The organism is Deltaproteobacteria bacterium (assembly GCA_016874775.1).
GTDB lineage: Bacteria > Desulfobacterota > Binatia > Bin18 > Bin18 > VGTJ01.
The window spans coordinates 1-23,574 of the sequence record VGTJ01000056.1; the positions used below are offsets into that span (position 1 = coordinate 1).

The 23,574-nt window shown below is 54.2% G+C and carries 20 protein-coding genes and 1 pseudogene; 6 read left to right on the top strand and 15 right to left on the bottom strand.

The features are described 5' to 3' along the window. Positions 1–232: 232 nt before the first annotated feature. Together FJ147_11530 and FJ147_11535 are read left to right on the top strand one after the other, a co-directional pair. Positions 233–3,175, top strand: a complete 2,943-nt coding sequence (locus FJ147_11530; GenBank protein MBM4256510.1) for a hypothetical protein — start codon at positions 233–235, stop codon at positions 3,173–3,175. Between the two features lie 15 nt (positions 3,176–3,190). Continuing rightward, positions 3,191–3,709, top strand: a pseudogene (locus FJ147_11535) (formylglycine-generating enzyme family protein). 138 nt (positions 3,710–3,847) lie between these two features. Here the strand turns inward: FJ147_11535 and FJ147_11540 are convergent. The 9 genes from FJ147_11540 to FJ147_11580 all read right to left on the bottom strand — a co-directional run bounded on the left by FJ147_11540 (position 3,848) and on the right by FJ147_11580 (position 12,845). Beyond that, complete coding sequence (locus FJ147_11540; GenBank protein ID MBM4256511.1) at positions 3,848–4,141, bottom strand: hypothetical protein; 294 nt, start codon at positions 4,139–4,141, stop codon at positions 3,848–3,850. Beyond that, positions 4,125–4,427 carry a BrnT family toxin gene (locus FJ147_11545; protein ID MBM4256512.1) on the bottom strand — a complete coding sequence of 101 codons (303 nt, stop codon included), beginning with the start codon at positions 4,425–4,427 and terminating at the stop codon, positions 4,125–4,127. The genes FJ147_11540 and FJ147_11545 overlap by 17 nt, the downstream gene beginning before the upstream one ends. Positions 4,428–4,634: 207 nt before the next feature. Beyond that, a complete protein-coding gene (locus FJ147_11550) occupies positions 4,635–5,696 on the bottom strand; it encodes a formylglycine-generating enzyme family protein (protein ID MBM4256513.1) in 1,062 nt (353 codons plus the stop codon). Positions 5,697–5,853: 157 nt separating this feature from the next. Beyond that, positions 5,854–6,960: an LLM class flavin-dependent oxidoreductase gene (locus FJ147_11555; protein MBM4256514.1), complete on the bottom strand. Its 1,107-nt coding sequence runs from the start codon at positions 6,958–6,960 to the stop codon at positions 5,854–5,856. A 287-nt stretch (positions 6,961–7,247) separates the two neighbouring features. After that, entirely contained in the window at positions 7,248–7,592 is a 345-nt protein-coding gene (locus FJ147_11560; protein ID MBM4256515.1) for a hypothetical protein, read from the bottom strand. A 51-nt stretch (positions 7,593–7,643) separates the two neighbouring features. Beyond that, positions 7,644–8,915, bottom strand: coding sequence for an aromatic ring-hydroxylating dioxygenase subunit alpha (locus tag FJ147_11565; GenBank protein MBM4256516.1), 1,272 nt, complete (start codon positions 8,913–8,915; stop codon positions 7,644–7,646). Between the two features lie 147 nt (positions 8,916–9,062). Continuing rightward, on the bottom strand, positions 9,063–10,754 hold the full coding sequence (locus FJ147_11570; protein ID MBM4256517.1) for a DUF1329 domain-containing protein: 1,692 nt from the start codon (positions 10,752–10,754) through the stop codon (positions 9,063–9,065). Continuing rightward, positions 10,754–11,083: a hypothetical protein gene (locus FJ147_11575; GenBank protein ID MBM4256518.1), complete on the bottom strand. Its 330-nt coding sequence runs from the start codon at positions 11,081–11,083 to the stop codon at positions 10,754–10,756. Before FJ147_11575 ends, FJ147_11570 begins: the two co-directional genes overlap by 1 nt. 841 nt (positions 11,084–11,924) lie before the next feature. Continuing rightward, positions 11,925–12,845 (bottom strand): M48 family metallopeptidase, encoded by a 921-nt coding sequence (locus FJ147_11580; GenBank protein MBM4256519.1) that lies wholly within the window; start codon positions 12,843–12,845, stop codon positions 11,925–11,927. Between the two features lie 167 nt (positions 12,846–13,012). On the opposite strand from FJ147_11580, the gene FJ147_11585 reads away from it, so the two are divergent. Then, entirely contained in the window at positions 13,013–14,080 is a 1,068-nt protein-coding gene (locus FJ147_11585) for a phosphotransferase family protein (protein MBM4256520.1), read from the top strand. 192 nt (positions 14,081–14,272) lie between these two features. Beyond that, positions 14,273–14,926, top strand: a complete 654-nt coding sequence (locus FJ147_11590) for a DedA family protein (GenBank protein ID MBM4256521.1) — start codon at positions 14,273–14,275, stop codon at positions 14,924–14,926. 107 nt (positions 14,927–15,033) lie between these two features. Here the strand turns inward: FJ147_11590 and FJ147_11595 are convergent, their stop codons facing one another. Further along, complete coding sequence (locus FJ147_11595) at positions 15,034–15,522, bottom strand: hypothetical protein (GenBank protein MBM4256522.1); 489 nt, start codon at positions 15,520–15,522, stop codon at positions 15,034–15,036. A 126-nt stretch (positions 15,523–15,648) separates the two neighbouring features. Beyond that, positions 15,649–16,581 carry a hypothetical protein gene (locus tag FJ147_11600; GenBank protein ID MBM4256523.1) on the bottom strand — a complete coding sequence of 311 codons (933 nt, stop codon included), beginning with the start codon at positions 16,579–16,581 and terminating at the stop codon, positions 15,649–15,651. Between the two features lie 120 nt (positions 16,582–16,701). Here FJ147_11600 and FJ147_11605 point away from each other — a divergent pair, with 120 nt between their 5' ends. Continuing rightward, positions 16,702–17,457 carry an SDR family oxidoreductase gene (locus FJ147_11605; GenBank protein ID MBM4256524.1) on the top strand — a complete coding sequence of 252 codons (756 nt, stop codon included), beginning with the start codon at positions 16,702–16,704 and terminating at the stop codon, positions 17,455–17,457. 108 nt (positions 17,458–17,565) lie between these two features. Here the strand turns inward: FJ147_11605 and FJ147_11610 are convergent, their stop codons facing one another. From FJ147_11610 to FJ147_11620, 3 genes are all read right to left on the bottom strand, one after another. Beyond that, a complete protein-coding gene (locus FJ147_11610) occupies positions 17,566–18,249 on the bottom strand; it encodes a hypothetical protein (GenBank protein ID MBM4256525.1) in 684 nt (227 codons plus the stop codon). A gap of 543 nt (positions 18,250–18,792) precedes the next feature. After that, positions 18,793–20,454, bottom strand: coding sequence for an NAD(P)/FAD-dependent oxidoreductase (locus FJ147_11615; protein ID MBM4256526.1), 1,662 nt, complete (start codon positions 20,452–20,454; stop codon positions 18,793–18,795). Between the two features lie 150 nt (positions 20,455–20,604). Then, on the bottom strand, positions 20,605–22,320 hold the full coding sequence (locus tag FJ147_11620) for a pyrrolo-quinoline quinone (GenBank protein MBM4256527.1): 1,716 nt from the start codon (positions 22,318–22,320) through the stop codon (positions 20,605–20,607). Between the two features lie 102 nt (positions 22,321–22,422). On the opposite strand from FJ147_11620, the gene FJ147_11625 reads away from it, so the two are divergent. Continuing rightward, positions 22,423–23,226 carry a Uma2 family endonuclease gene (locus FJ147_11625; GenBank protein MBM4256528.1) on the top strand — a complete coding sequence of 268 codons (804 nt, stop codon included), beginning with the start codon at positions 22,423–22,425 and terminating at the stop codon, positions 23,224–23,226. 3 nt (positions 23,227–23,229) lie between these two features. Here the strand turns inward: FJ147_11625 and FJ147_11630 are convergent, their stop codons facing one another. Next, a complete protein-coding gene (locus FJ147_11630; GenBank protein ID MBM4256529.1) occupies positions 23,230–23,496 on the bottom strand; it encodes a hypothetical protein in 267 nt (88 codons plus the stop codon). Positions 23,497–23,574 lie beyond the last annotated feature (78 nt).

Consider the following 23,574-nt stretch of genomic DNA (forward strand, 5'->3'; position numbering starts at 1 on the left):
CCTTCTTTGCTTGCTCCCGCGGAACAAATCGGGTGTCGCTCTTTCCTCCTTCCTGCCTCTCGTGTTTCCTCTTCGTTCATCAGGCCACCCTAGCCCTCTCCCTGAGGGAGAGGGAATTCTACACGACAGCGACGCTAGCACCCTGCCACCGCTCCGTTCGTGTTACCCTCTCCCTGGCAGGGAGAGGGCAAGGGTGAGGGTCGTAAGCAAGAAATAAAGACCGACACTCGCCATGAACACTCCCCAGCAATTCCCTACCCTCGACGAATTCCTCGCCGTCCTCCGCTTCGACGGCATCGCCATAGGCCCACACGAATTGGTCTGGCTGCAACACGCCTTCAGTCTCCAACCTTCCCTCGACCGTCAAAGCTTAAAGGACCTTCTCGCGTGTACCCTCATCAAACAGGAATCACACCGTGAGATCTTCGAGTCACGCTTCGCCGATTGGTGTCCAGTCGAGGAAATTGCCACTACTAAACCAGCAGAAGAACAAGAGGCACAACCCGGCGACACAACCAACAAAGAATCTCAAGCGAGTGATTTTTCCGAGGGCCAACAGTCTTCACCTTCTCAGCAGAGCAATTCATCAAAGCCGAAAAAACACCAACCACGATTCACGCAATACACTTTCGCTACGCTTCGTACCTATTGGCGTCATGGGCTGCTCTCTCTGCTCGTGAGCTTGGGCCTCGCGCTAGGTTATTATTTCTGGCCTTCATCACCGCCTGTTGTTGTCGGAACAGAAACAACAAGCGCAACTGGCGGAGGTGGTTCACCAACAACACCAATCGAAACCGCCCTCCCCTCAAATCCAGTTCAAGAATTATGGACCTGGGTTCCCACGATTACAATTCATGAACCTGCCTTCGTCGATTCCCCGTGGGCGGCTGGTCTGCTCGCGTTGCTTTCGGGGTTGACGGGTGGGTTTCTCTGGTGGCGGTATCGTCAGAACAGCACCCTTCCATTGGCAGAACAACCTCCGCGTCCTGGACTCACCTGGGTGCCACTGCGCAGTGCAGACCACATCCTGTCCGAACTGGTGGATCGCGAAGCGTTGCGCACCGCCGTGTGGGGGGTCGAACGCTTTGTCTCTGAAGATGAAACCACGGTAGTTGATATTGACCGCACCGTCGCAGCAACCGCTCGTGCTGGTGGCATACCAGCTATTCGTCACGAGCCTGCCGTATATCCACGAGAAGTGTGGCTGTGGCACGATGTCATGGTGCAGAATCCACTGGTCGACCGGCTGCTCCAGGAACTACAAGGCAGTCTGACACGCGCGGGTTTACCAGTACGATTGGGCACTTTTGCAGAGACACCAGGCGTAATCCGCTGGCGCGAAGGCCAAGAATTCTCACCGCTGGTTTTGGAAGGACACCGGCAGAGTGCGCTTGTCGTCATTCTCACCGATGGTTATGAGATACCGCTCGCCGCCCAGTCCGAACTCGACAAGAGCGCGTTAACACAGGTACTCAAAGCCTTTGGCGAGTGGCCACGGCTCGTATTTGTGGATGTTGGCGATGGCAAACACGACCTGACGAAGTCGGTCCGCAGCTATGGCCTGCGCTGCATCACGCCACAGGAGATTCCCGCCTTTCTCGCCGCTAGTCCAGTCACCACAACAACGCTTCAGCGTCACGATTCTGAGTTGTTCGGTGATTTACGCGCCTGGGCGGCAGCGACAGCGTTATCACCAGAGCCAGTAACCGAAGAACAAGCGTTCGCGTTACGACAACGGCTCGGGCTTGATCTCTCACCCTGGCAGTTCCGCGATCTGTTACGAGAAAGTGACCAAAACGGCGAGCGACTGTCCTGGTCACCAGAGCGAAGAGCCAAATTTTTGAACTGGCTTGTAGCATGCTCGCGGGAGAACGACGCAGTTGCACCCAACAGTCTGTTGGCGCGAGCGCTCGACTACTGGATTGCGCAGTATCAGGAAGAAAACAAACAGCGGGAAGAATCCGAAAATAAGCTCCTACCCTGGAACCAAACCAAAGCTGAGCAACGCTTGCGTATGGAGATCGCCTTGTTGGAATTATGGCGAGAGCCGGAGAAGGCGACTGCGGAGTTGTATCGGTTGTATGGGAATCTGAAGGAGGAGATTCGTGAACGGTTAAGCATGTTCTCCACAACGTCATTCCCGCGCAGGCGGGAATCCAGTGCACAGCAGGAAGCATCGACAATATATCTCCCCTGGCACTTCTCAAAACTCCCCGCCCGCACTCGCCGCATGCTTGTCGAAATGGAATTTGCCGGGCGTGAGCTACCAAAGAATGCCAAGTTCCAAATGCCAATCAAACTCTCACTAGCGCTCGGTGCCTGTACCGGCCTCGCACTCGTCGCCCTTAGCACCTCAATCGTGCGACTCATGACCCCCACGCCAGTCTTTCACCCTACTTTACCCGAGTCACCTCAGACCGTGAGAATTCGGGACGTACAGCACTCTGGCGGCAACGACTATCGCATCGTCATTGGTACCCCGAAAGAGGTACGTACCGAAACAGTCGCGGCACGGAGCGTGATTAACACCGAATGGAAATGGCAGTCACAAGCGAACGTACAGAAACTCGGTCAGAGTGAATTGTGGCATGCAGGGACATTGCCGCAAGCGCTTCGTGGCTACGAACTTAACTGGCCACGGCGGAGTCTGTTCGTCATTCAGGCTGAACCAAGTCATGTTCCAGCTCGACAACTAGCGATTCAGCTCCTTGATCGCGGCAGTGCCGACCGTGTGTTATTAGGCACTGACTGGGCATCTCATCTCGACACGCTCATGCAGGTAGAAGCAAATCTAACCAAAAACGATCAGCTTATCTTAGTTCTCCCATCTGGCACGACTGTACCAAAGGTTGATTTTCAAGGCGCAAGAAGTGTTGTCACGCAGTCGGACTTTAATGACCTTATCTCTCGCTTAGACTTTCCTGGTAGCTGTGCGAAGCTCCTCACCGAGGTGTGGCTCCCTGCTGAAACGACAGGAACACCACTCCTTCGTGGTGGCCCAAGGGAACAACGAGACGAGAAGACGGGTATGACCTTCGCTACGGTCTGTAGCGGGAGGTTCACGATGGGCTCAGATAAAAAGCAAGACGAGGGAGCCTATGACAATGAGACGCCTGCACATCCTGTCACACTCAGTGCCTTTGAGATTAGCAAAACCGAAGTCACTAACGCGTAATACCGCCAATTCCGCAAAGACCACGAGGGTGAAGATCAATTACCCGCCGCTCTTGTTTCATGGGACGAGGCCAAAGCTTTCTGTGAAAACTATGGTTACAGACTGCCGACTGAAGCCGAGTGGGAATATGCCGCACGCGGTGGCAGTACGACGAAGTGGTCATTTGGTGATGAGGAGGAGGAACTGGAGAACTATGCATGGTTTTCGAGAAACTCTGGCGGTACCACGCATCCGGTTGGTACGAAGCTTCCGAATCCGTTTGGTCTCTTCGATATGCACGGCAATGTCTGGGAGTGGGTTGAAGATTGCTATGAGGAGACCGCGTATCAAGATCGCTCTGAACAGACTGTGAACCCTTTTGTTGCCCCTAATGCCACTGGTTCCTGTTCCTCTTCTTACCGCGTGCTGCGCGGGGGCTCCTGGTTCATTGACCCGAGGTACCTGCGGTCTGCGGTCCGGGTCAGGTTCGGGCCCGAGGGCCCGAACGTCCACATCGGCTTTCGCTGTGTGCGCGCCCCGCGCCGCCAGCCTTGATTCATTGTTCCATTGACTTTTTGTTGTTTTGTTTTTTTGGTGCGCATAGCGCACAACTTTTTTATGTTTGTCATTTGACAAACAAATTGTCTCTTTATAGACACAGTTTGTCATGCAATTAACATCAATGAATTTGAACTATTTGTGACTTCTCGCGTTCTTCTCCTGCTCCTGTCCGGCTTTTTCCGCTAGCCAAACCTTAATCAATGACTGATAAGGAATATCGCGCCGGTTCGCCTCAACCTTGATCTGCTCCAGTAATCCGACAGGTAGTCGTAATGAGATCGCTTGTGTTGAGGGCTTCAGATTCGGGAAACGCACCCGTTTTGCTTGGGACCAGTCTACGAACTCCGTAGAGTCGTGAGTCTCCCAGAATGCCCGTTCTTCTGCTTCGGTTTTGAATTGAGGAATGTCCTTAATTGCTTTCTTCATACACGTGTCGCTCCTTGCGGTGCATATCTCTGGCCGAAATGGGGCGAACTTTTCTCCCCTCAAACCTCAAGGTAAAAGTGATGTGGAGCAGACGCCCCGCATCTGTTTGCCCTAGAGCATGAAAACGAGATTCCGTCTGACTGTGTTTCATGTCAGGTGCAAGCACCAGTGGCATATTGAAAAAGGTCTGTTCGACCTCGGCTTGGCTGACTTGATGTTTGTCAGCACTTTTACGATCATTCCCAGCATCCCAATCGAACCCTTCGATTTTTTCGAAGTCGATCATCTGTGTATATTTTCATAATATACAGTCTCCTGCAATCGACGAGAGTCTCTCTCCCTCGGCGATGAATCACCGGGCTACAGAACAACGCCCCATGAATGGGGCTCAGAAGCCGGATTTATCCGGCGTGGCTATGTAGCACGGGCATTCATGCCCGTGAGAACTACACGCGAGGAAAAAACAACGGATCAACAAGACAATTGATCGATGCTAGCGGCGCGGGGCACGTACACAGCGGAAGCCGACGACGACGTGTCGGAACTCGGGCCAGAACCAGAACCGGAACGCAGACCACAGGAACCACGGGACACTGCCCCAGGAGCCCCCGCGCAGCACACGGCTATTGCCATGTTCAGGGCCAGTCGGATCAGCAATCGTCTGAGTAGCGTTAGAGAGATAGTCGGCAAACCAGTCCCAACACCATTCCCAAACATTACCAATCATATCGTGTAGGTCCCACGGATTGGGCTTTTTCTCACCGACTGGGTGAACTCTGCCTCCTGAATTATCGCTAAACCATGCGTAGTCGCCAAGCTCATGCGGGTCATCACCAAAGAACCGTTTTGAAGTTGTTCCCGCACGACAGGCATATTCCCACTCGACTTCGGTCGGCAGACGATAGCCCTCAGCCTGGCGGTTCCATTCGACGTTGTCTCCGTCGATACGGTAGCAAGGCGACAAACCAACCTGGGTGGATAGCGCATTACAAAACCTGGCGGCATCGAACCAACTTACATAATTGGCGGGAAGGTTCTGCTCACCTTTGTTTCTCTCCCACTGCTCTGGCGCAGCGCCAACAATCTCACGATAGAGCTGACGCGTGATCGGATAGCGACTGATAGCGAAGGCAGCAATTGTCACTTGATGTTGAGGTTTTTCATTATCGAATGCCTCACGATCCGAGTCAGGCGAGCCCATGAGAAAAGTCCCACCTGGCAGTTCGACCATGTCGAGTTGTTCAACAAATAGAGGCTCAGGCTCCCGTTCGATAACAGTTGGGATTTCCTCAGTCTGAGGTTCGGGCTTTACCTCCAATCCCACCAACACCGGCTCGGCATCCCATGCTCGCCACAGTGCGCCAGCTATCACCAACAGGCATAGGCCCATGCCAGCAACGCCAGTAATGCCGAACAACGCTCCAATGCCGATGCCTGAGCCAAGGATAACACCGAGCGCTCCAGGCCATAACGGGGAGTGCTGTTGGAGCCAGGGCGTTATGGTGGCAGGACGTACGCGCTGCAAAAATTTCGCCAAGGGACGAATGATGCGCATTACCCTTTCCAGTGTCCTCTCCTAGTTCTGTTCAGCACCATCCATACACTTAGCGACTGGCCCCTTCTCCCTTGAAAGAGCGGTGTCCCTATTTAATTCCCTCCCCCTATCCCTCTCCCGCAGGGATAGGAGATTCTTGCGTCACTAACAGCTTGGGCTATAACTGAGGCTGCGCCTCCGCACTCGCTGTCTCCGCCCGCAGCATCGGCATAATATGCTTCACAAACAGTTCCTGGGTCTTCAATGCCTGCCAACGCTGCGTGCCGCCATAGTGGCTCATGATAATCAACTCATCGAAACGATGCTCTCTCCACAATTCCAGGAGTTGCTGCCCAACTTTCTTGGGCGTCCCAACCAGCACGATTCCCGCAGCGATTAAGTCTTTCACTGGCAGTTGGCGGAGCTTGGGAAAATCATCGGCGGCATAAAAGGCATACCCCGCATCAGCGAGTCGCTTCTTCTCGGTCTCTGTGTGACGGGCGAGCGAATCCATCGGCGAGACATTGAAGTCGATAAAATTCCGCACTGGTTGTTCGGCTTCGCGAAATGCGGTCGTTTCGTCTTCGTCAAGATAAATGGCTTTGATCCAGCCTAATGTCGGCGTGGTTCCAGCGGCACGACAGGCTTCACGATAAATGCGGGCTGGCTCAGCAAAAACAAAGTTCGGTGCTGGACCACCAACACAAACGCCCCAGCTATTCTCAGCCGCGCGTTTGAACCACTTGGCGCTGGTGCCGACTTGAAAGATCTTTGGTGTCTTCTGGATAGGCCGCGGCACAACCGATAGATCTTTCACTTTGTAGTATTTGCCGTTGTACGAGAACGTCTCCTCAGTCCATGCTTTCACCAGAATGTCGAGCGCTTCGACATATCGCTCTTGATTCTCTTCCATCACGATGTTCGCTGGTTCGTTCAGCCACGCGTGTCCACGACCCACACCAACATCAAGTCGTCCATTGGTCAGAATATCCGCTTCAGTCAGTTCCCCCGCCAGGATCATCGGGTTGTGTAGAGGCAAGGTGTGACATAACGCGCGAAAGCGAATATGCTTCGTCCGCTGTGCGATCGTACAGAAGAGTGCGAGCGGATTGGGATTCACGGCGAATTTCTCAAAAAACGGATGTTCCAGCGTGCAAAAGACATCGAAACCGTTTTTATCCGTATGCTCAGCTAACGCGACGATATCCCAGATTAACTCGGCGTGACTACGACCGGGCGGGCCTTGGATTTCGGTGTAGGTACCGAAACGGAGTGGATGTGACATAGTTTCCTCTTGGGACTTGGGGCTGGGGACTAGGGGCTAGTAGATAGTCCAGAAAGTTTTGATGGATAACTCAAGGGACGTCATTCCCGCGAATGCGGGAATCCAGGAGGCTTAACGACAGGCCACTGCTGAATTTCCCTGAATGCCCGCCTGCGCGGGCATGACGAAACCCTATCCCTCAAAATTAAATGGACTGACTACTAGTAAAAAACAGCCCATCCCTTCATGCCCAACACTTCTTTTTTCTTTTCTACTGACTACTGTCTACTGAATACTGACTACTTTCCTCATCCCACCCGCTCTCCATGCACCGCCACCATCCGTATGTCCTCAAAGCTATCCGGTACCCAGGGATTGCTGTTGTAGCATTCGACGTACGGAGCAACTTCGGCGAGAGCAAACGTCAGATACATCAAACGTTGCGCCTCTGGTGGCATATTTTCAAGGGTAAATTGATTGAGATAATCGAGGATCGCATCCATACGCGTAAGCAAAACGTCATAAAGCTCGCGAATTTCGCCTGGTGTACGTGCTCTACGGCAGGCTTCGCGTTGGTTCTGTGTGGCAAATGCCCACTTCTCAGCGAGGGGTTCGAGGTCAGAAAACTGCGAGGGAAGCAGTGTTTGAGTCATATCCATTTCCTCTTGCAGACGTCATCCGCACGATGCAGCACGTGCTGCGTGTTACGTGGTGCGTACTGCCTGCAATTTTCCTCTTTTCTTTGCAGCATTCTTCCCATTCTTCTTGTAGAAGCCAACGTACTCCTCCAACACTTTGTACGAATGACGAATGAGGATCTCTTGTTCCTGAAAGATGAAGTATTTCTTCACGCCGGACGACAACGCCTGATGGGTTGCCTCCATCGTGCCGGTATCTTCTAACCAGGCACTGCGCAGGACCACATTGTTGAATTCCTGGGCGAAACGTTCGCCAGGCGTGCGCGCCGCGGGCCAATACGCCTTGCCTTCCCACAGGGTGCGATCAACCGCTAACGGCCAGAACTGATGCGTAAACCACATTCCCGGCAACACATGTAACAGCAAGTTTGGGAAGAGCCCCGCAATATCAAAGGCAAACTCGCGTGCACGATTCGGATTCACTCCTGGAGGCAACTGTTCCATCGCTGCCGTACGTTTCGTCACCGATTCGCCAAAACGATACGCGAGCGCCGCCACCGGACTTGGTTTGTGATCAGGGTTACCATAGACCACACACGATCGGTGCGGACCATCGAGTCGCACCTCCGGCAAATGGCACATGGGATTATCCTTACCCGTAAAGGTATCTGGATATGAACGGCCATGTACGTAGTTGACATGGTAGCCTTCGGAAAAGGCGTCGAGGGCAATCTTCCAGTTACATTTGAGTTCGGTGCGATAGAAATAGCTGGCGGTCATCGCTTCGTAGGGAAAACCGCTGAGGCGTTCGCCTTGTGCGCCAAGGTACTCAGTAAGTGTCTGGGTTGGCTGGGGATCTAAGTTGATAAAGATGAACCCTTCCCAGACCTCACAAGCGACCGAAACGAGTCCGTGTTTGCTTTTGCGAAAGTTATGGAACATCTCTTCATCTGGTACATTCACTAACTCACCATGAGTGTTGTACGTCCAACCATGAAACTTACAGGAGAAATAACCACGACAAGAGCCACTACCGTCCCATACCAATTTATTGCCCCGATGCGAGCAAATGTTGTGAAACGCACGAACAGCACCATCTTTGCCACGGGCAACAATCACTGACGTGTTGGCCGCTGGCAGGTCTTTCATCAAATAATCACCTGGGTTGGGGATCTCCTCAACCCGACCGACATAGAGCCACACCTTCTTGAACACCCGCTCGCGTTCAAGCTCAAAGTACTCGGACGATATACATGGTTCGGTCGGAACCGGCTCAGTGCCCAGGTCTGGATACTCCAGCGACCAATGTTTGTTGAGGTCAACGACTGGTGCCGCCATAACACCTCCAGCGCTTTCTGTATCGTCCCTGTATTCACTACGAAATGGGTTCGGTCAATTCCCGGCCAGGTTTCGGCGGGCACTGCCTGCTCACCATCATGATGAGTACAGACGAGGAACGGGCTTCCGTCCCTCGGTCAGAAACGGTTAGCGATGCATTTCCGCAAGCCGATTGAGGTCGTACAGCTTGGTGAGAAAATCGACCGAGAAATCAGGAAGACCGCCGCCGTACTCCCGCCACAGGTTGCCACGACCATTCTGCAGGTCGACGGTTTCAACGTTACGCCAGTGAGCCGCAGCACGACCGTGGTTCATCTCCGTGAATCGCTTCGCGTCATCGCTCCACGCATACCCCCACTGCCACAGCTTCCACAGCTTGCCTTTCCGGTCGAAGGCAACCATCATCCATCCTTCCCAGGTTTCCGGGTCGATACTCATAATCACACGAGAGTACGGATGCCGTGGATCTTTTGGAGACCGTTCAAGAATCATCATCCTACGGAGTTGCCACACGTCATTATTCAACCAGCCGTCCGGGCCACCGTAGCGCACGCCGTCGTCCTCCCACTTGGTCTTGGCATGTACGACAAGCATGTCTTTGTAGCCATGGAACTGCCAGTTCCACTCCAGCGGACGTCCAGAGAAACTATAGGCATCTTCAAGCGTGTGATCGGTCCCCATGAGGGAGTCAGATCTCACGTCAGCGGTAAGGCGCCGTACCCGACGCAGGCTCGGAACATAGACCCACCCGTCATCAGCCCGCCGTGGGTCGGTATAGCGAGTGACGATGAAAACCGCCCCACGAACATCAAGCGGCGAGAAGAACCCGGTGAACTCCTTCCAGTAGACCTCAGATGCGTCAGCCATACCAGGAAGCCGATAGTTGTTCTTCTCAAACATCGGCAGGTGCGAATAGTAAGCGCGATGGTAGAAACAGCCAAGGCTACGCTCGAACTTACCACCACCACCGTAGATGGCCTTGGTGTCGTACTTCCAGTCTTCAGATTTCGTCAGGGACTTCGTCCCACGCCACGCTTCGGGTGGCATTTCTGGTTCAGGGGCAGTGTGCTCACCGCCGAACCGGAACGTCGTTGCCAACGCATTGCGAACGTAGTATCCCCGCCAGGACCATCGCTTGTCATAATTCCACGCCGCCTTGATACCAGCTTGGGGATCACCTTCTTGAATGGCTGTGTTCGCGAAAGGGTAGCCACAAACATAATTCTCTAAAGAGCCGTCCGCGGCGAGTTTGACGTGTCGTTGATACCTTGCATTGCAGTCGCGCACCATCTTGTGCGGTTTCACGTGATAGGTGTCGACGACTTCGAGCTTCATCTCCTTCCACTTCACATATTGTTCGAAATAGCCAGGCAGCATGAATGGTTTGATCTTTTCCAGGTCAGCGTTCGTCAAGGTGTCGCCAGGCGTAAAGGCTGGTTTGGCATCGGCATGCTGTTTGAGCCAGGCATAGAATGTTTGTGCTGTATAGGTCGTCGGGTCACCATTTTGCTCTTGTGCCCAGACGCTAGGCAGCCGTGCAAACAGCCCACAGACCGTAAGAAGGAACATCACAGCCCATTTCAACCTTCCCGCACGGAACTCTCGCGTGCACGGACAGGACGAAAGCCTAGTCCCGTGTCTCATAACTTCGTGAGCAGTTGTAGGGCGTGCGAAGCGCGCCAACTGACTGGCGCGTGGTACGCGCCCTACGATTTCACCGCGAATGAACTTGCGAGACACGGTACTAGTTTGTTGCACGTCAGGCTCGCGCAGGCTGTCCCTCATCCGTATCGAGGAGCAGGTATCCAGAAGTGGGGGGGTGCAATACCTGGTAGACATTATTGTTGTGGGGCGACCTCGGAACTATAGCGAATCGCGAGCCCAACGATCTGAGAAGCGTACTCGACTGTGTTCGCGGAGTCCTCGTCACTGCTTCCCGCCGCGTGCGTTGACACCTCATCGGCACGTCCAACCCCTTTCGCTGGCTGGACAATCACGGCTTGTGCGCCGAGTTCACAGGCCTCGCGGTTCAGTGCATCATCCATCTCGGCTTGATCCGTTTCAACGTTCCCGTAGGTTTTGACCTGAGCAATGACCTCATACGGCTCGCTGGGGGCAGTCGTCAGGACCGGAATCTTGCACTCTGGCGGTGAAGATGGTCTTGGCATTTCCCTCACGTGCTCGGTTACTGTCACAGGCTTGGTCGAATGCACACACCCGCTGATTATCGCGATGAGGGCAAATACAAGGCACTGCGCACGGGTACGATATGACATAAGCTCTTCACAGTTCTCTTACAACGGTAAATAACGGAACAGCGCGTTACAGGCGTATGGTTGATTTAGCATTTCTGCGCACGTTTCTCTACCGTTCAGGCACAGCGCATCACCGCTTCCGCGGCTTCATTTGTCTCCGATACACGAGCCGGATCATCACTCCGGATTGGGTCACAGACCGCCGACAGGCGGCAGCTAGCCAATCCCCTCTCCCTGGCCTTTTAGGGGTAGGCTTTTACGCTGAGAAAAGACGAGACGTCATTCCCGCGAATGCGGGAATCCAGGGGGAATACGCAATCGTTCAGGGGTGAAGCTCCTGGATGCCCGCCTGCGCGGGCATGACGAACACGCGGCTCCTCACGACGGGAAATCCGCGCCAATTGAGGCTTGGATAAAAAACCTACCCTTATGAGACTCCCTGCCAGGGAGTGGGCTAAATCAGACCTGAGAACATTCGTACACGTTACACTCCAGACGCCAAATCGTGCCCTTCTGAGCGCAGCGAAGAATCTCTCAGAGAGACCCTTCGTTTCACTCAGGGTGACAACGCGAGTGTGCCAATCTTTCATGGTCTGATTTAGAGTGAAGGTAATGCACTACGCAGTCAGCCACACCCTCGTTTTCTCCCCTCACCCTGTCCTTCTCCCCGCAGGGGAGAAGGAACCCTTCTTCACACATGCATAGCGAATGCCGAACACTATTGACCTGACCTATGAAAGACAGCGTCCCAGGTTTACTGAGAAGCGCTTGTCGTAGTTTCTGTGGTGACCACGGCCCGCTCTTCGCCCGTTTTCGTGTCCGTCTTTTCGAGAATGACAGGGCGCTCGATCTGTTCGAGGGTTGGTAATCGTGCAGGAGGAACCGCGACAGTCTGCTGGTAATAAGGGATCGCCTCGTTCAACCACTTTTGCAGATTGGCACCACGCGTATCATAGTCGGGATGCGCAACGAGAAATTCTGTAGGTTTCGCGGGGGTTCCACCACTATACCGCACGCGATCCCACACGGCTGCGGCGATAGCTGGATCATATCCTGCTTTCGCCGCCAATAGTAATCCAAGATAATCCGCTTCCTCTTCTTGCACACGACCAAAAGGCAAGATCAACCCCAGATTGGTGCCAAGACTAAAGGTTTGCTGAACAAGCCCTGGAGCGAACGAGGTTCCCATCGTGCTCAACTCAACGAGCACATCGCGTGTGGCCTTCTCACTTTGATGACGCGCGAGGGCATGTGCCATCGCATGCGCTACAACGATGGCTAATCCAGCTTCGTCTTGCACCGCAGGAAAGAGGCCCGTAGACACACCAACTTTACCGCCGGGAAGGACCCAGACGTTGATCGCATCCGGAGCGTCGATCACAACAAATTCCCACAGATAATTGCTCTTGGCCGCAACCCGCGCAAGCCGTTGCCCGACAGTCCTGACAATGTGGTTGGCCTGGGCATCGTAATTCACTACAACCGTATCCAGCAACTTGCCGTATTGCACTTCTGCAAGCGCCAACTCTTCTTGCTCATTTGTAAAGATGAGTTGGCGGCGTTGCGTGGGAGACGTCGTCGCACACGAAGTCACACAAGCCATCAACAACAGGAACCCAATGAGGCGGCAGCGTTCGCTATGAAGACAAGAGGCACGGAGTCTGAAGAAATACATTGGACCCTCGCCTGACAGAGGTATAACCCGCCAATAGGTCAAACAGAACCACCACCCCTCCCCTGCTTAGTTTTGCACAAGACGTTTTACGCCTTTCGTCACGCCCTTGCACCCCGCCGTCGTGAGTGATTCAACTGCCACATGGGTCTTCCTTGAGGAGGCTAGCTATGTCAACTATCGCCGCGACGACATTAACGACGGAAACTATCCCCGTCTTGGAACAACATCGCTTTGATGAAGCGCGCCTGGCGCAGTATTTGCGCACGCATGTGGCTGGCTTCAGCACCCCCCTCACGGTGACGCAAACGCAAGGGGGAATGTCGAACCCAACCTTCATCCTCATCGATGGAGCAGGCAAACGGTATGTTATGCGCAAGAAGCCACCGGGCAAATTGCTTCCCTCAGCCCATGCTGTCGATCGTGAGTGTCGCGTCATCTCCGCACTGCAACACACTGGTGTACCAGTGGCGGAAACTCATGTCCTGTGCCAGGACCCCACTGTTGTGGGGACTGACTTTTACGTTATGGACTTTGTCGAAGGCCGAGTCTTTCGCCTGCAAACGTTGCCGAGCCTCTCACCAACTGAACGACGACAGATCTATGAAGGCATGGTCGATACCCTGGTCAAATTACACGCCGTTGATTTCCGCGCGGTCGGGCTTGAAGACTATGGGCGCGTAGGTGGGTATTTGGCTCGTCAAGTTTCTCGCTGGTCACAGCAATATGAAGCGACGAAAACCGAGAATCTCCCAGCGATGGACCACCTCATGCAGTGGTTGCCTCAGCATATTCCCGATGACAGTGAGACAACGATCGCGCACGGCGATTTTCGTTTAGAGAATCTTATCTTCCATCCGACCGAACCACGTGTATTAGCGGTGATCGATTGGGAGTTGAGCACTCTCGGGGCACCGTTGTCAGATCTCGCGTATAACTGCATCCCGTACTATGTTGCCGATCCTACGCGTGGAGATATTACGCACCTTGACCCGAGTTACGGTATTCCTTCTGAGCACGAGATGGTCGCCCGTTACTGTGAGCAAAGTAGCCGTCAGGGAACCGCCGACTGGACATTTAACATGGTGTTGTCGCTCTTCCGGCTTGCCGCGATTTCACAAGGCGTATACAAACGCGGGCTGGAAGGAAATGCCGCGTCGCCAGAGGCAATCTTGCGGCGCGACCGTTGTCGCGTGTTGGCGGAGACAGCGTGGGTGTTGGTAGAGAAGGGAATGTAAAACCGTGGAACGTGATACGTAAGAATAGGACACAGAATTCAGGAGACAGGAGTCAGAATTTAGGAGGAAAGGGGTTCCGGCGGGGCTTGAACACACCTTTTCTTATTGCCCTATTCTGACTTCTGTATTCTGGCCCCTGTATTCTTTTTTTCGCACCACGTACCACGTAACACGCAACAGATAAGGATACCCGTGGAACTCATCAAAGAATTCATTGATCTCTTTTTACATCTCGACACCCATCTGCAAGCCGTCATCCAAAACTACGGCACCTGGACGTATGTCATTCTGTTCCTCATCATATTTTGTGAGACAGGGTTGGTCGTCACGCCGATTCTGCCCGGCGACTCGCTCCTGTTCGCGGCTGGTGCCTTTGCCGCAACCGGTTCGCTGGATTTGACCTGGCTGCTGGTGCTGCTGACCGTTGCCGCTATACTGGGAGACGCTGTCAATTATGCCATTGGTCACTTCATCGGACCGAAGGCATTCTCACAACCTGATAGTCGCTTTCTCAAGAAAGAGTATCTTGACCGAACCCATCAGTTCTACGAGAAGTACGGAGGCAAAACGATCATTATCGCCCGCTTCGTGCCGATCGTGCGAACCTTTGCGCCGTTCGTCGCTGGTGTCGGCAGTATGACGTACGCCAAGTTCGCAAGTTACAACGTCCTTGGCGGTATATTGTGGGTCGGTGTTTGTGTGCTTGCAGGCTATGCGTTCGGTAATATTCCAGTCGTGAAAGAAAACTTCACCCTTGTCATTCTGGGGATTATCTTTGTCTCGATCCTGCCAGGGATCATTGAGTTTCTGCGGTCCCGCTCGACCCCGCCTGCGGCAGAAGCCTGAGAGGCGGAGGGTATCACTTCAACCCTCCTTTTTCTTTGCTGTGTTGAGCGCACCATGCACCCTTGATTGACAGTGCGTCAGTCAAGGGTTCAGCTCTGACATTCACGCTACGAACGCGGTCGTGCAGCGAATTTTCCGGAGAGAAAGCTCTCAATCGTCGCGACCGCAAGGACATTCTCGTCTTTGTCGAGCACTTCGAAGAGGCGCCCGTCGACGGCCTGACAACTGAAGAGGACCACTGTCCCTTCTGGCCCTCCGTACTCCATGTGCATATCGCCACCAGGGGTGCGGGCATAAAATCCAGGTTTGCGGACTTTATGGATCGTTTGCGTAGGTGTGGTCTCGACGATGTGCTGTTCGCCTTCGAGCACGAGGGTGGTGGTCTCACCGAGGTGCCGATGGAAGTGACAGTACGAGTTCGGCGCCCATTTGGAGAGAAAGTCAATCCTGTTCTTCTCTGGCTGTGCCCCCAGCACCGCCACCCAGTAATCAATCGGATAGTCGAATTTCGGACTTCCTTCGATATGGAGCCATTGAATGTTGGTGGTGGGAAAGCCTGAAACTGGGTTCACTGGAAGTTTGCTGACTGCCGACATCGTTGTTCCTTTTCTTACTGCCCAGGGTTAGTCGTTGGCCGGGAGAGACGTGGGCATGCTTCTCTACGGCCGAACATGCACGCTACCATCCATTGACGATAGCAGAGGAGACATTCAGAGACAGACTCACTTCGGGCGATGTGGGATATCATGTTCGCTCAACCCGATCACCATCCCAAAGGCTTGCGTGCTGTCGAGCACCAGCGAGTCGCCATCCTCAGTACATCGTTGACCTTTCGCACGGAGATGCTCCGCAGCACGTTTCAAGTTCTGTGTCTTGAACGTTACTGAGTAAATCCCTTCGCCTACCCGCGCCAGGTCCATACCTTCGGGACTGCTCGGTGATAACGGTTGCACGGCTTCGATGATGGTGTCTGCACCGACGGCGTAGTAGCGGCTGCGCTTGCGCCCCGGCACGTCAGCTTCATGGATCAACGTGCCGCCCAGCGCCTCCTGATAGACGATGCGGGCATCGTTCAGGTCACGAAACAACACCGTCAAATGCGAAGCACACTCGATCCCGAGCGTATGTTGATCGCGAGAAAACTCAATCGACCAACCCGGCTGCAGGCGCGGATCGATGAAGAATTTGGGCACAGCGGCAAACTCGAACGCCGCGTGGGTATCCTGCGGGTGTGTCCAGACGGCGCCGTCCCGCGGTGAGGGTGTGGTTACGACGTTCCCCACCATGTCGAACAAGCGGATCTTTCTCTCGGTCAAGCGCGCGCAGGTTTCTGCCAGGTCGTCCACATACCAAGCCATCGAATGAAAGTGCTGCCCATAGCGGGAATAGAACCTGCCCAGTGCTGACTTCTCCCACCCCTGCATGTAGCGTAAAGGCTGCGCCGGCTCCATCACAAAGTCGGCGATCAAGACCAACGACGCCTTGCGCATCGCGGCTTTCATCGAATTGCGGACGAATCGGCGCACGGCAAAGACGTCGTCGTACCACCCATCGACGGCATCTAGATCACTGACGACATGCAGGAGATGAAATGCTTTGCCGATTGTGAACATGGCTTTCCTCCCAGGGTTCGCACCTGCCGACGTACTTAGCACCTTCGCCGTGATTTGCAACGGAACTGGAAAGGGAAAGCGCGAGGATCTGCAGTGAGTTCATACTCTCGACTTTCTGAGTGTTGCTCTTTAGACTTTGGACCTGAAAGAAAGGACACAAGCATGAAACTCGCCAACAAGATTGCGATAATCACCGGTGCCGGGTCGGGCATGGGAAAGTCCGCTGCATTGCTCTTCGCTCGCGAAGGCGCAAAAGTGGCAGCGGTCGATACCAACGAAGCAGAGGTGAAAGAAACAGTCGCCGCTATCGCAACTCACGGAGGACAGGCGCTCGCCCTGCGCGCCGATGTCTCTAAAAGTGAAGATGTCCAGCGCATGGTCGCAGACACCGTCGCTCACTTTGGCGCACCAACGACTCTGTACAACAACGCCGGGATCGAAGGCGCGTCGCACTACTTTGCCAACCTGCCCGAAGACGAGTTCGACCGGGTCATCGCCATCAACCTGCGCGGGGTCTACCTGGGTATGAAGTATGTCCTCCCTCACATGGTGCAGGCTGGCGGCGGCGCGGTGATTAACGCAGCATCGATTGCGGGCTTAGTCGCGGTGCGTGGTGGTGCCGCCTATGCCGCATCCAAGGCCGGCGTAATTGCCCTGACGCGCGTGGCCGCGCTCGAATACGGACGATACAACATCCGCGTCAATGCCATTTGTCCCGGTGCGATTGAGACGCCAATGGCGCAGCGCATCCGTAAGGGCCAACCACCCAATCCCAAAGCGATCGATCGCATCTCGGTGCTTGGCCGCATGGCCGACCCGGAGGAGATCGCCAAAGTCGCCTTGTTCCTGGCCAGTGATGATGCGTCGTTCGCCACCGGTGCCCCCTTCATTATTGACGGCGGCTGGACGGTCAGTTGACCGGAGGTGGGTCATGAATGCCGCAGAGGCTTCGTGCCAAGCTCAGCTTCTCAGCACGTACTCAGCTCGTGTACGAAGCCTTACCACCTGAAGCCCAAGGGACAAGGGTCACACCGTCATCATCGCGTCAAAGCCCTTCCAGAAAAAATGTGCCAGCGTCCGCGCTTCGGCGAGAAACTCCTCTTCGCGCCCGCTGCCGGTCACAAAATGATCGATTACCCGATGGCCCGCTTCGCCATGTTCTTTGTCGGCCTTGTAATGGACTGTGAAGAAACGCAGGTGCTCTAAGCCAATGCCGTAATGCCGCTCCATCCCTTCCCACAGCATGCGATAGGCCTCGACCTCGATCTCTTCCATCAGACCGATCGCGCCGATGAACTGCGGTTTGAGCCGCAAGAGACGATACATACACCCGTTGAAGGCCATCGCATCAGACGAGGCAACCGCTTTCCTCAACTGGTCTTTAGGCAATCCAAGGCCACCTTCCCACAACTCGAAGAGCAGATCGCAGTGCCCAGCCGAGTTGCTGTAGACGCCCAGCGCCTCTTCAGCGAAACTTTTCGCAGCGCCTCGTGCCGACGAGCCGGGAGCAATGTCCTGCATCCTGAGAAACACGCTGGCGGAGAGCGGTGCGGAGTCACGTACAGTCATTTCGTAGTGTTGGATGGGGTACCCTTTGAGCTGTTCACGAGTCGCCTTGCCCTGATTGACGAGCTTCACGTACGGATGCTGGTCGAGCCGATGTTCAGCCACGATCTTGTTGATCTCGTTGTGAAAGGTCGCTTTGTCCATGTGTGTTCCTCCTTTACATAGTGAGAAGCGAGGAACAACGCTAGCAAAAGTTTTCTTCACCAACAAGTTTGAAAGTATGCCAGTTGCTATTGCGTTTATCCGAATTCTCAGCTTTCGACCCTCACCCTTGCCCTCTCCCTGCCAGGGCAAGGGTATTAAGTTAAGCCACGACCCTGCGGATGTGGGTTCCTTCTCCCACCGGGAGAAGGTCAGGATGAGGGGATCGAAAAGCTAGCAGCCTTATATTTCATCCCCTCACCCTAGCCCTCTCCCTGAGGGAGAGGGAATCAGAAAGCTGCTAACTTAACGCCATTGCCCTGCCAGGGAGAGGGAAGATGCGGAGCAACGAGAGCGGATAACGATCAAGATTACACCAACTGAAAATCGCTCTCGTTCACAGCCTGTTCTTTCTCTCTCAACGGAGGGTTAGGCCAATACTGTTCAGCACTCACTACACAGCTGTACCACTAGGTTCCTTCTCCTTGAAAGAGAAGAAACTTGGTGTGACCTTAGCCCTCTGTCAACATACGAGTTTTCATACGCTCACACCGCAGCGGCCACTTCTTCACGCCGCTCGCGCTCAAACACAAAGCCCTCGTAGCCCTTAGCAGCAACCTCAGTAATGCGCTGGAAGTAGAGCGGGCCTCCCAAATGCACGCAGAACTGGCGGTGCTTGCCAGGGATGTTGGCCCCTGTGTACCACGAGTCAGTAAGCGGATAGAGCGTGGTGTTGGCGAGGTCGGCGACCTCTTGATCCCACACCTTCTCAGCCTCGGGAGTGGCCTCTATAGTCCCTAGCCCCTGTTCACGCAGGTGGCGCACGCAGTTACCGATCCACTCAGATTCGCGTTCAGCGCCCAGCGGCATGTTATACAGCACAGATGGTGACCCAGGACCATGGATCATGAACAGGTTGGGGAAATCTGCGATTGTTATGCCGAGGTAGGTGTCGAAGCGCGCGCTCCACTTGTCTTTCAAGCTGACGCCGCCGCGGCCCTTAGGGTTGAGGCGCAGCAAGGTCCCAGTGATGGCGTCAAAGCCGGTGGCTAACACGAGCATGTCGAGCTGGTGCTCACCCGTGGCTGTGCGTACCCCTGTCGGCGTGATCTCCTGAATCGGGTCTTCGCGCAGATCAACCAGAGTCACATTGTCGCGATTGAAAGTTTCATAGTAGCCATTATCAAGGAGTTGGCGCTTAGTGCCCAGGTAATAGTCAGGCATCAGCTTCGCAGCGGTCTTGGGATCGCGCACAGTCTCGCGGATCTTGCCGCGCACGAATTCGGCCAGCGTGCGGTTCGCCTCTTTATTGGTCAAGAGATCAGCATAGCTACTGAACAAGAGGTGAAAGCCGCCCTTCTGCCAGAGATCTTCGTAGAGCTTCTGGCGCTGTTCGTCAGTATCCTCGCAGGCCAAACGCTCGCTGAACTTGAACGGCATGCCCACAGGATTCGTATTCAACTGCGTACGAATAGCCTCCCAGTTCTCGCGGGCGTGCTGCATCAGCTCAGGTTCAAGGGCTCGGTTACGAGCGGGGATGCTGAATTGCGGTGTGCGCTGGAGCACCGTCACGTGTGCCGCCTCACGGGCGATCTCGGGAATCGCCTGTACCCCTGAGGAACCAGTGCCGATCACGCCAACACGCTTGCCTGCAAAGGAGACCGGTGTCTGCGGCCAGCGACCAGTGTGGTAGCACTCGCCAGCAAAAGTCTTGATACCAGGAATGTCAGGCGTGTTCGGTGCTGAGAGAGTGCCGACCGCACAGATCAGAAACTGGCAAGAGACACGCGCTCCCGCACTAGTCTCGACCTGCCATTGCTGCCGCGCTTCGTCATAGCGAGCATCGCTGATCCACGTCTCCAGCTGGATATCACGGCGCAGGTCGAGCCGGTCAGCGACAAACTCCAGATAGGAGAGGACCGACTCCTGGCTCGGTTGGGTCTCGGCCCAGTCCCACTCCTTCACAAGGTCCTCTGAAAACGTGTAGCAGTAGAATGGGCTGCCCGGACCATCGACCCGTGCACCGGGGTAACGGTTCCACCACCAGGTACCACCGACACCAGAGGCGCCGTCGTACACACGGACCGAAAGGCCCATTTCGCGTAGATGGTGCAACGCATACAGTCCGCCGACGCCTGCGCCAATGATGACCGCGTCATAGTGTGTGGCCGCTCCGTTGCCTTGTGGATGTTGACTTCGATTTGTCATGGTAGGCTCTCCTTCTCTGTTCTCCGTCGGTTTTCGTTACTTAGATATAGCGCATCCCGATCCTCATTGTGAAGCACGAGGGATTTTCACGGCGCGGTGACCGTATTTTTGACCGCTTCAATGGTCCGATGGTCCAATCGTTCAATTTTCTCATTTCGGTAACGCAAACACTAACAGTGCGTCTCCGGGTTTGTTACCAAATAGAGGAGTCCCGCCCGAGGCGATGGCAACATATTGCATACCATCAACTTCATAGCTGATCGGCGGCGCGTTCACCCCCGCCTCGGTTGCATATTGCCAGAGCAGATCTCCAGTCTTCGCATCAAATGCATCCACCTTCCCATTGCCTTCGCCAACAAAGACCAGGCCACCTTTGGTTGCTACGACACCACCAATCAGTGGCTTCTCAATTTTCTTTTGCCAGACGATCTTGCCGATACGAGTATCGATAGCACTCAAGGTTCCCCAGCGCGGTTCATCGGTCATAGTCGCGGTCGTATAGTGTTGTGCGGGTTGTCCATTTTCAGCCGGCGCTTCTTTTACGGTATACAGGGTCGGCATGTGCACGCCTGCAACGTAGACAATGCCCGAGCTCGCATCATAAGAGACCGGTGACCACGACGCGCCGCCACCCGCTCCTGGAGCAATCCGCACGCCTTCTTTGGTCGGTGGCGTAAAAATCCCTTCTTGCGGAACAAACGCCTCTGACTTATAAAGAAACTTGCCGCTGGTGCGATCATTCACATAAAACCAGCCGGTCTTGCTTGCCTGGCCAACAACCGCAACGTGCTTGCCGTCAACTTCCGTATCAAACAGTACTGGCGGGCTAGCGACATCATAGCCCCACAAGTCGTGTGGCACTTGTTGATAATGCCAGCGGATCTTACCAGTTTCGACATCCAACGCGACTAAAGACACGGTGTAGAGATTATCACCAGGACGGGTCAGTCCATCCATCTGCGGCGAAGGATTGCCGACACCCAAGAAGAGTAACCCCAAGTTAGGATCTAGCGCGGGAGTAGTCCAAGTCGACCCACCACCAGTTTTCCAGGCATCAGCATATTTGGTGAAAGCCGCTTTCTCTGCGGCAATATCCCGATGCAGTGGCGCACCGTCCTGCGTTGCCTCGCGCCATTCACCTTCCCAGCCTTTGTTGGCCACTGTATGCCAGCGCCACACTTCTTTGCCGGTCTCAACATCGAACGCGGCAAGAAATCCCCGCAAACCATAGTCTCCTGCCATACCAACTACAGCACCAAGTTTCTGGCCCTTTTTGCCTTCGAGATGTAAACCATAGCCAGCACCAGTGATACCCACGATCACTTTGCCCTTGTAGACCAATGGCGCCATGTTCGCGCCTGCGCCGCTTGCTCCTGTCACGGTCGCATCTCGTAATGGGTCGGACGAACCCAATGCTTTTGTCGTCTCAGCTTTCCCTGCCCCTGGAGCCGCAAGAGCGATCTTCCATACGCTCTTGCCACTCTTTTGGTCCAATGCAACCAAGCCAGCATCTGCGGTTGCCATGAACACTTTACCGTACCCAAGCCCAGCACCACGATTCGCTACACCACAACAAAATTTGTCGGTCTTGTAGGTATGCTCGTAACGCCACAGCTGTGTGCCAGTTTTCGCATCGAGTGCGATGACATTATTTTTCGGTGTTGTAATGTACATCACCCCATCAGCAACCAGCGGTGTGGTCTGAAACGCATCTTTGATTCCGGTTTGAAACTTCCAGCGTAGCGCCAGAGATTTCACGTTCTGTGTATTGATCTGATCGAGCGGAACAAAGCGCTGGTTGCCATAATCACGCCCAGGAATGAGCCAATTCTTGCCATCTTTCCCAGCATTCAGCAGGCGAGGCATATCAACCGTCGAGGCCGACTGTCCCCATGCCGCAACCCCAGAGAACACTCCCATAGCCAACGCAACAACGTGAAAGAGAATTTTCATGACTGCTGCTGTAGCATGAGCCGATTAAGAAGCAAAGGGAATGAATATTTCCTTTGCCCATTTCTCCGTTTATCCTTTTCCCCATTTTCCCCAATAACCTGTTCTCTCTTTTTCTCTTTTGCTATGCTCTTCTCGTACAAAGAGGATGATATGCAAACAGCACAAGAATCCGCACTTCCAATGACACAACCAGGTTCACAGCCTGAGACAGGGAATCGACTGATTCTCCACGGTGTCAGTTGGGCAACGTACGAGAGCCTCTTGGCTGACTTCCAAGAGAGTAATGCGGTGCACTTTGCCTACGACCGAGGGGTATTGGAAATTGTGGCACCTTCCGCGAAACACGAAGAACCCAACCGAGCCCTCTCTCTCTTTGTCGATCTTGTCACCGGTGAATGGGATATCGAAGTCAGACGCCTCGGTTCAACAACGTTCACCCGTAAGGACTTGAGTAAAGGTTTTGAACCCGACTCCTGCTTTTATATCCAAAACGTAGAACGGATACGTGCTAAAGAAGAAATCGATGTTGCCGTAGACCCGCCACCGGACTTGGTTATCGAAATCGATGTTACCAATCCATCACTTAACAAGTTTCCGATTTATGCTGCAGTTGGAGTGCCGGAAGTGTGGGGTTATCAAGGCGGACGCGTACAGATTTTTCAACGGGTAGACGAACAATATACCATAGTTGAGCAGAGCACGGTGTTACCACCTCTGACCAGCACCATTCTGACGCAGTTTCTTGAGGAGAATCGAACGTTACGGAGTCCAGATTGGTTACGTCGCGTGCAAGAGTGGGCACGGCAACACAAATCGTAACATCTACGAAACGACGTCAAACGGTTGGGTGTCGTTGACGCATTCTTCAGACAAGCGTTCTTTTTCACGACTACTGACGCGCCCGACTCGGCCTGCAAAAAGGTCAGCAAGAGTTTGAGGACCTTGCGACTGTTCTGTTTCCTGTCCGGCTTCTTCCTGGGCTTGAGGCAACTGGGAGGCAATCCAGTCCACAGGAGTAAGACCGCTTGCGTCTGCCGCTTTCTTGAGGTCAGCGTATAACGCGTCAGGTATTTCTAAAGTATGACCCATAGTTTTCCCTCGTTAATCGTGACAGAGAAATACCCCACGTACAAGGTAAAGATAACCGACCGACGTTGACGCACATCG

What these genes read in the sequence shown, in the direction of transcription:
- FJ147_11620 (MBM4256527.1), bottom strand. Translation starts at nt 22,320, where the DNA reads ATGCCTCGCCTGCTGAATGCTGGGAAAGATGGCAAGAATTGGCTCATT.
- FJ147_11560 (MBM4256515.1), bottom strand. Translation starts at nt 7,592, where the DNA reads ATGACTCAAACACTGCTTCCCTCGCAGTTTTCTGACCTCGAACCCCTC.
- FJ147_11605 (MBM4256524.1), top strand. Translation starts at nt 16,702, where the DNA reads ATGAAACTCGCCAACAAGATTGCGATAATCACCGGTGCCGGGTCGGGC.
- FJ147_11610 (MBM4256525.1), bottom strand. Translation starts at nt 18,249, where the DNA reads ATGGACAAAGCGACCTTTCACAACGAGATCAACAAGATCGTGGCTGAA.
- FJ147_11555 (MBM4256514.1), bottom strand. Translation starts at nt 6,960, where the DNA reads ATGTCACATCCACTCCGTTTCGGTACCTACACCGAAATCCAAGGCCCG.
- FJ147_11575 (MBM4256518.1), bottom strand. Translation starts at nt 11,083, where the DNA reads ATGCCAAGACCATCTTCACCGCCAGAGTGCAAGATTCCGGTCCTGACG.
- FJ147_11550 (MBM4256513.1), bottom strand. Translation starts at nt 5,696, where the DNA reads ATGCGCATCATTCGTCCCTTGGCGAAATTTTTGCAGCGCGTACGTCCT.
- FJ147_11530 (MBM4256510.1), top strand. Translation starts at nt 233, where the DNA reads ATGAACACTCCCCAGCAATTCCCTACCCTCGACGAATTCCTCGCCGTC.
- FJ147_11565 (MBM4256516.1), bottom strand. Translation starts at nt 8,915, where the DNA reads ATGGCGGCACCAGTCGTTGACCTCAACAAACATTGGTCGCTGGAGTAT.
- FJ147_11595 (MBM4256522.1), bottom strand. Translation starts at nt 15,522, where the DNA reads ATGTCGGCAGTCAGCAAACTTCCAGTGAACCCAGTTTCAGGCTTTCCC.
- FJ147_11615 (MBM4256526.1), bottom strand. Translation starts at nt 20,454, where the DNA reads ATGACAAATCGAAGTCAACATCCACAAGGCAACGGAGCGGCCACACAC.
- FJ147_11570 (MBM4256517.1), bottom strand. Translation starts at nt 10,754, where the DNA reads ATGTCTACCAGGTATTGCACCCCCCCACTTCTGGATACCTGCTCCTCG.
- FJ147_11630 (MBM4256529.1), bottom strand. Translation starts at nt 23,496, where the DNA reads ATGGGTCATACTTTAGAAATACCTGACGCGTTATACGCTGACCTCAAG.
- FJ147_11625 (MBM4256528.1), top strand. Translation starts at nt 22,423, where the DNA reads ATGAGCCGATTAAGAAGCAAAGGGAATGAATATTTCCTTTGCCCATTT.
- FJ147_11540 (MBM4256511.1), bottom strand. Translation starts at nt 4,141, where the DNA reads ATGAAGAAAGCAATTAAGGACATTCCTCAATTCAAAACCGAAGCAGAA.
- FJ147_11585 (MBM4256520.1), top strand. Translation starts at nt 13,013, where the DNA reads ATGTCAACTATCGCCGCGACGACATTAACGACGGAAACTATCCCCGTC.
- FJ147_11545 (MBM4256512.1), bottom strand. Translation starts at nt 4,427, where the DNA reads ATGATCGACTTCGAAAAAATCGAAGGGTTCGATTGGGATGCTGGGAAT.
- FJ147_11580 (MBM4256519.1), bottom strand. Translation starts at nt 12,845, where the DNA reads ATGTATTTCTTCAGACTCCGTGCCTCTTGTCTTCATAGCGAACGCTGC.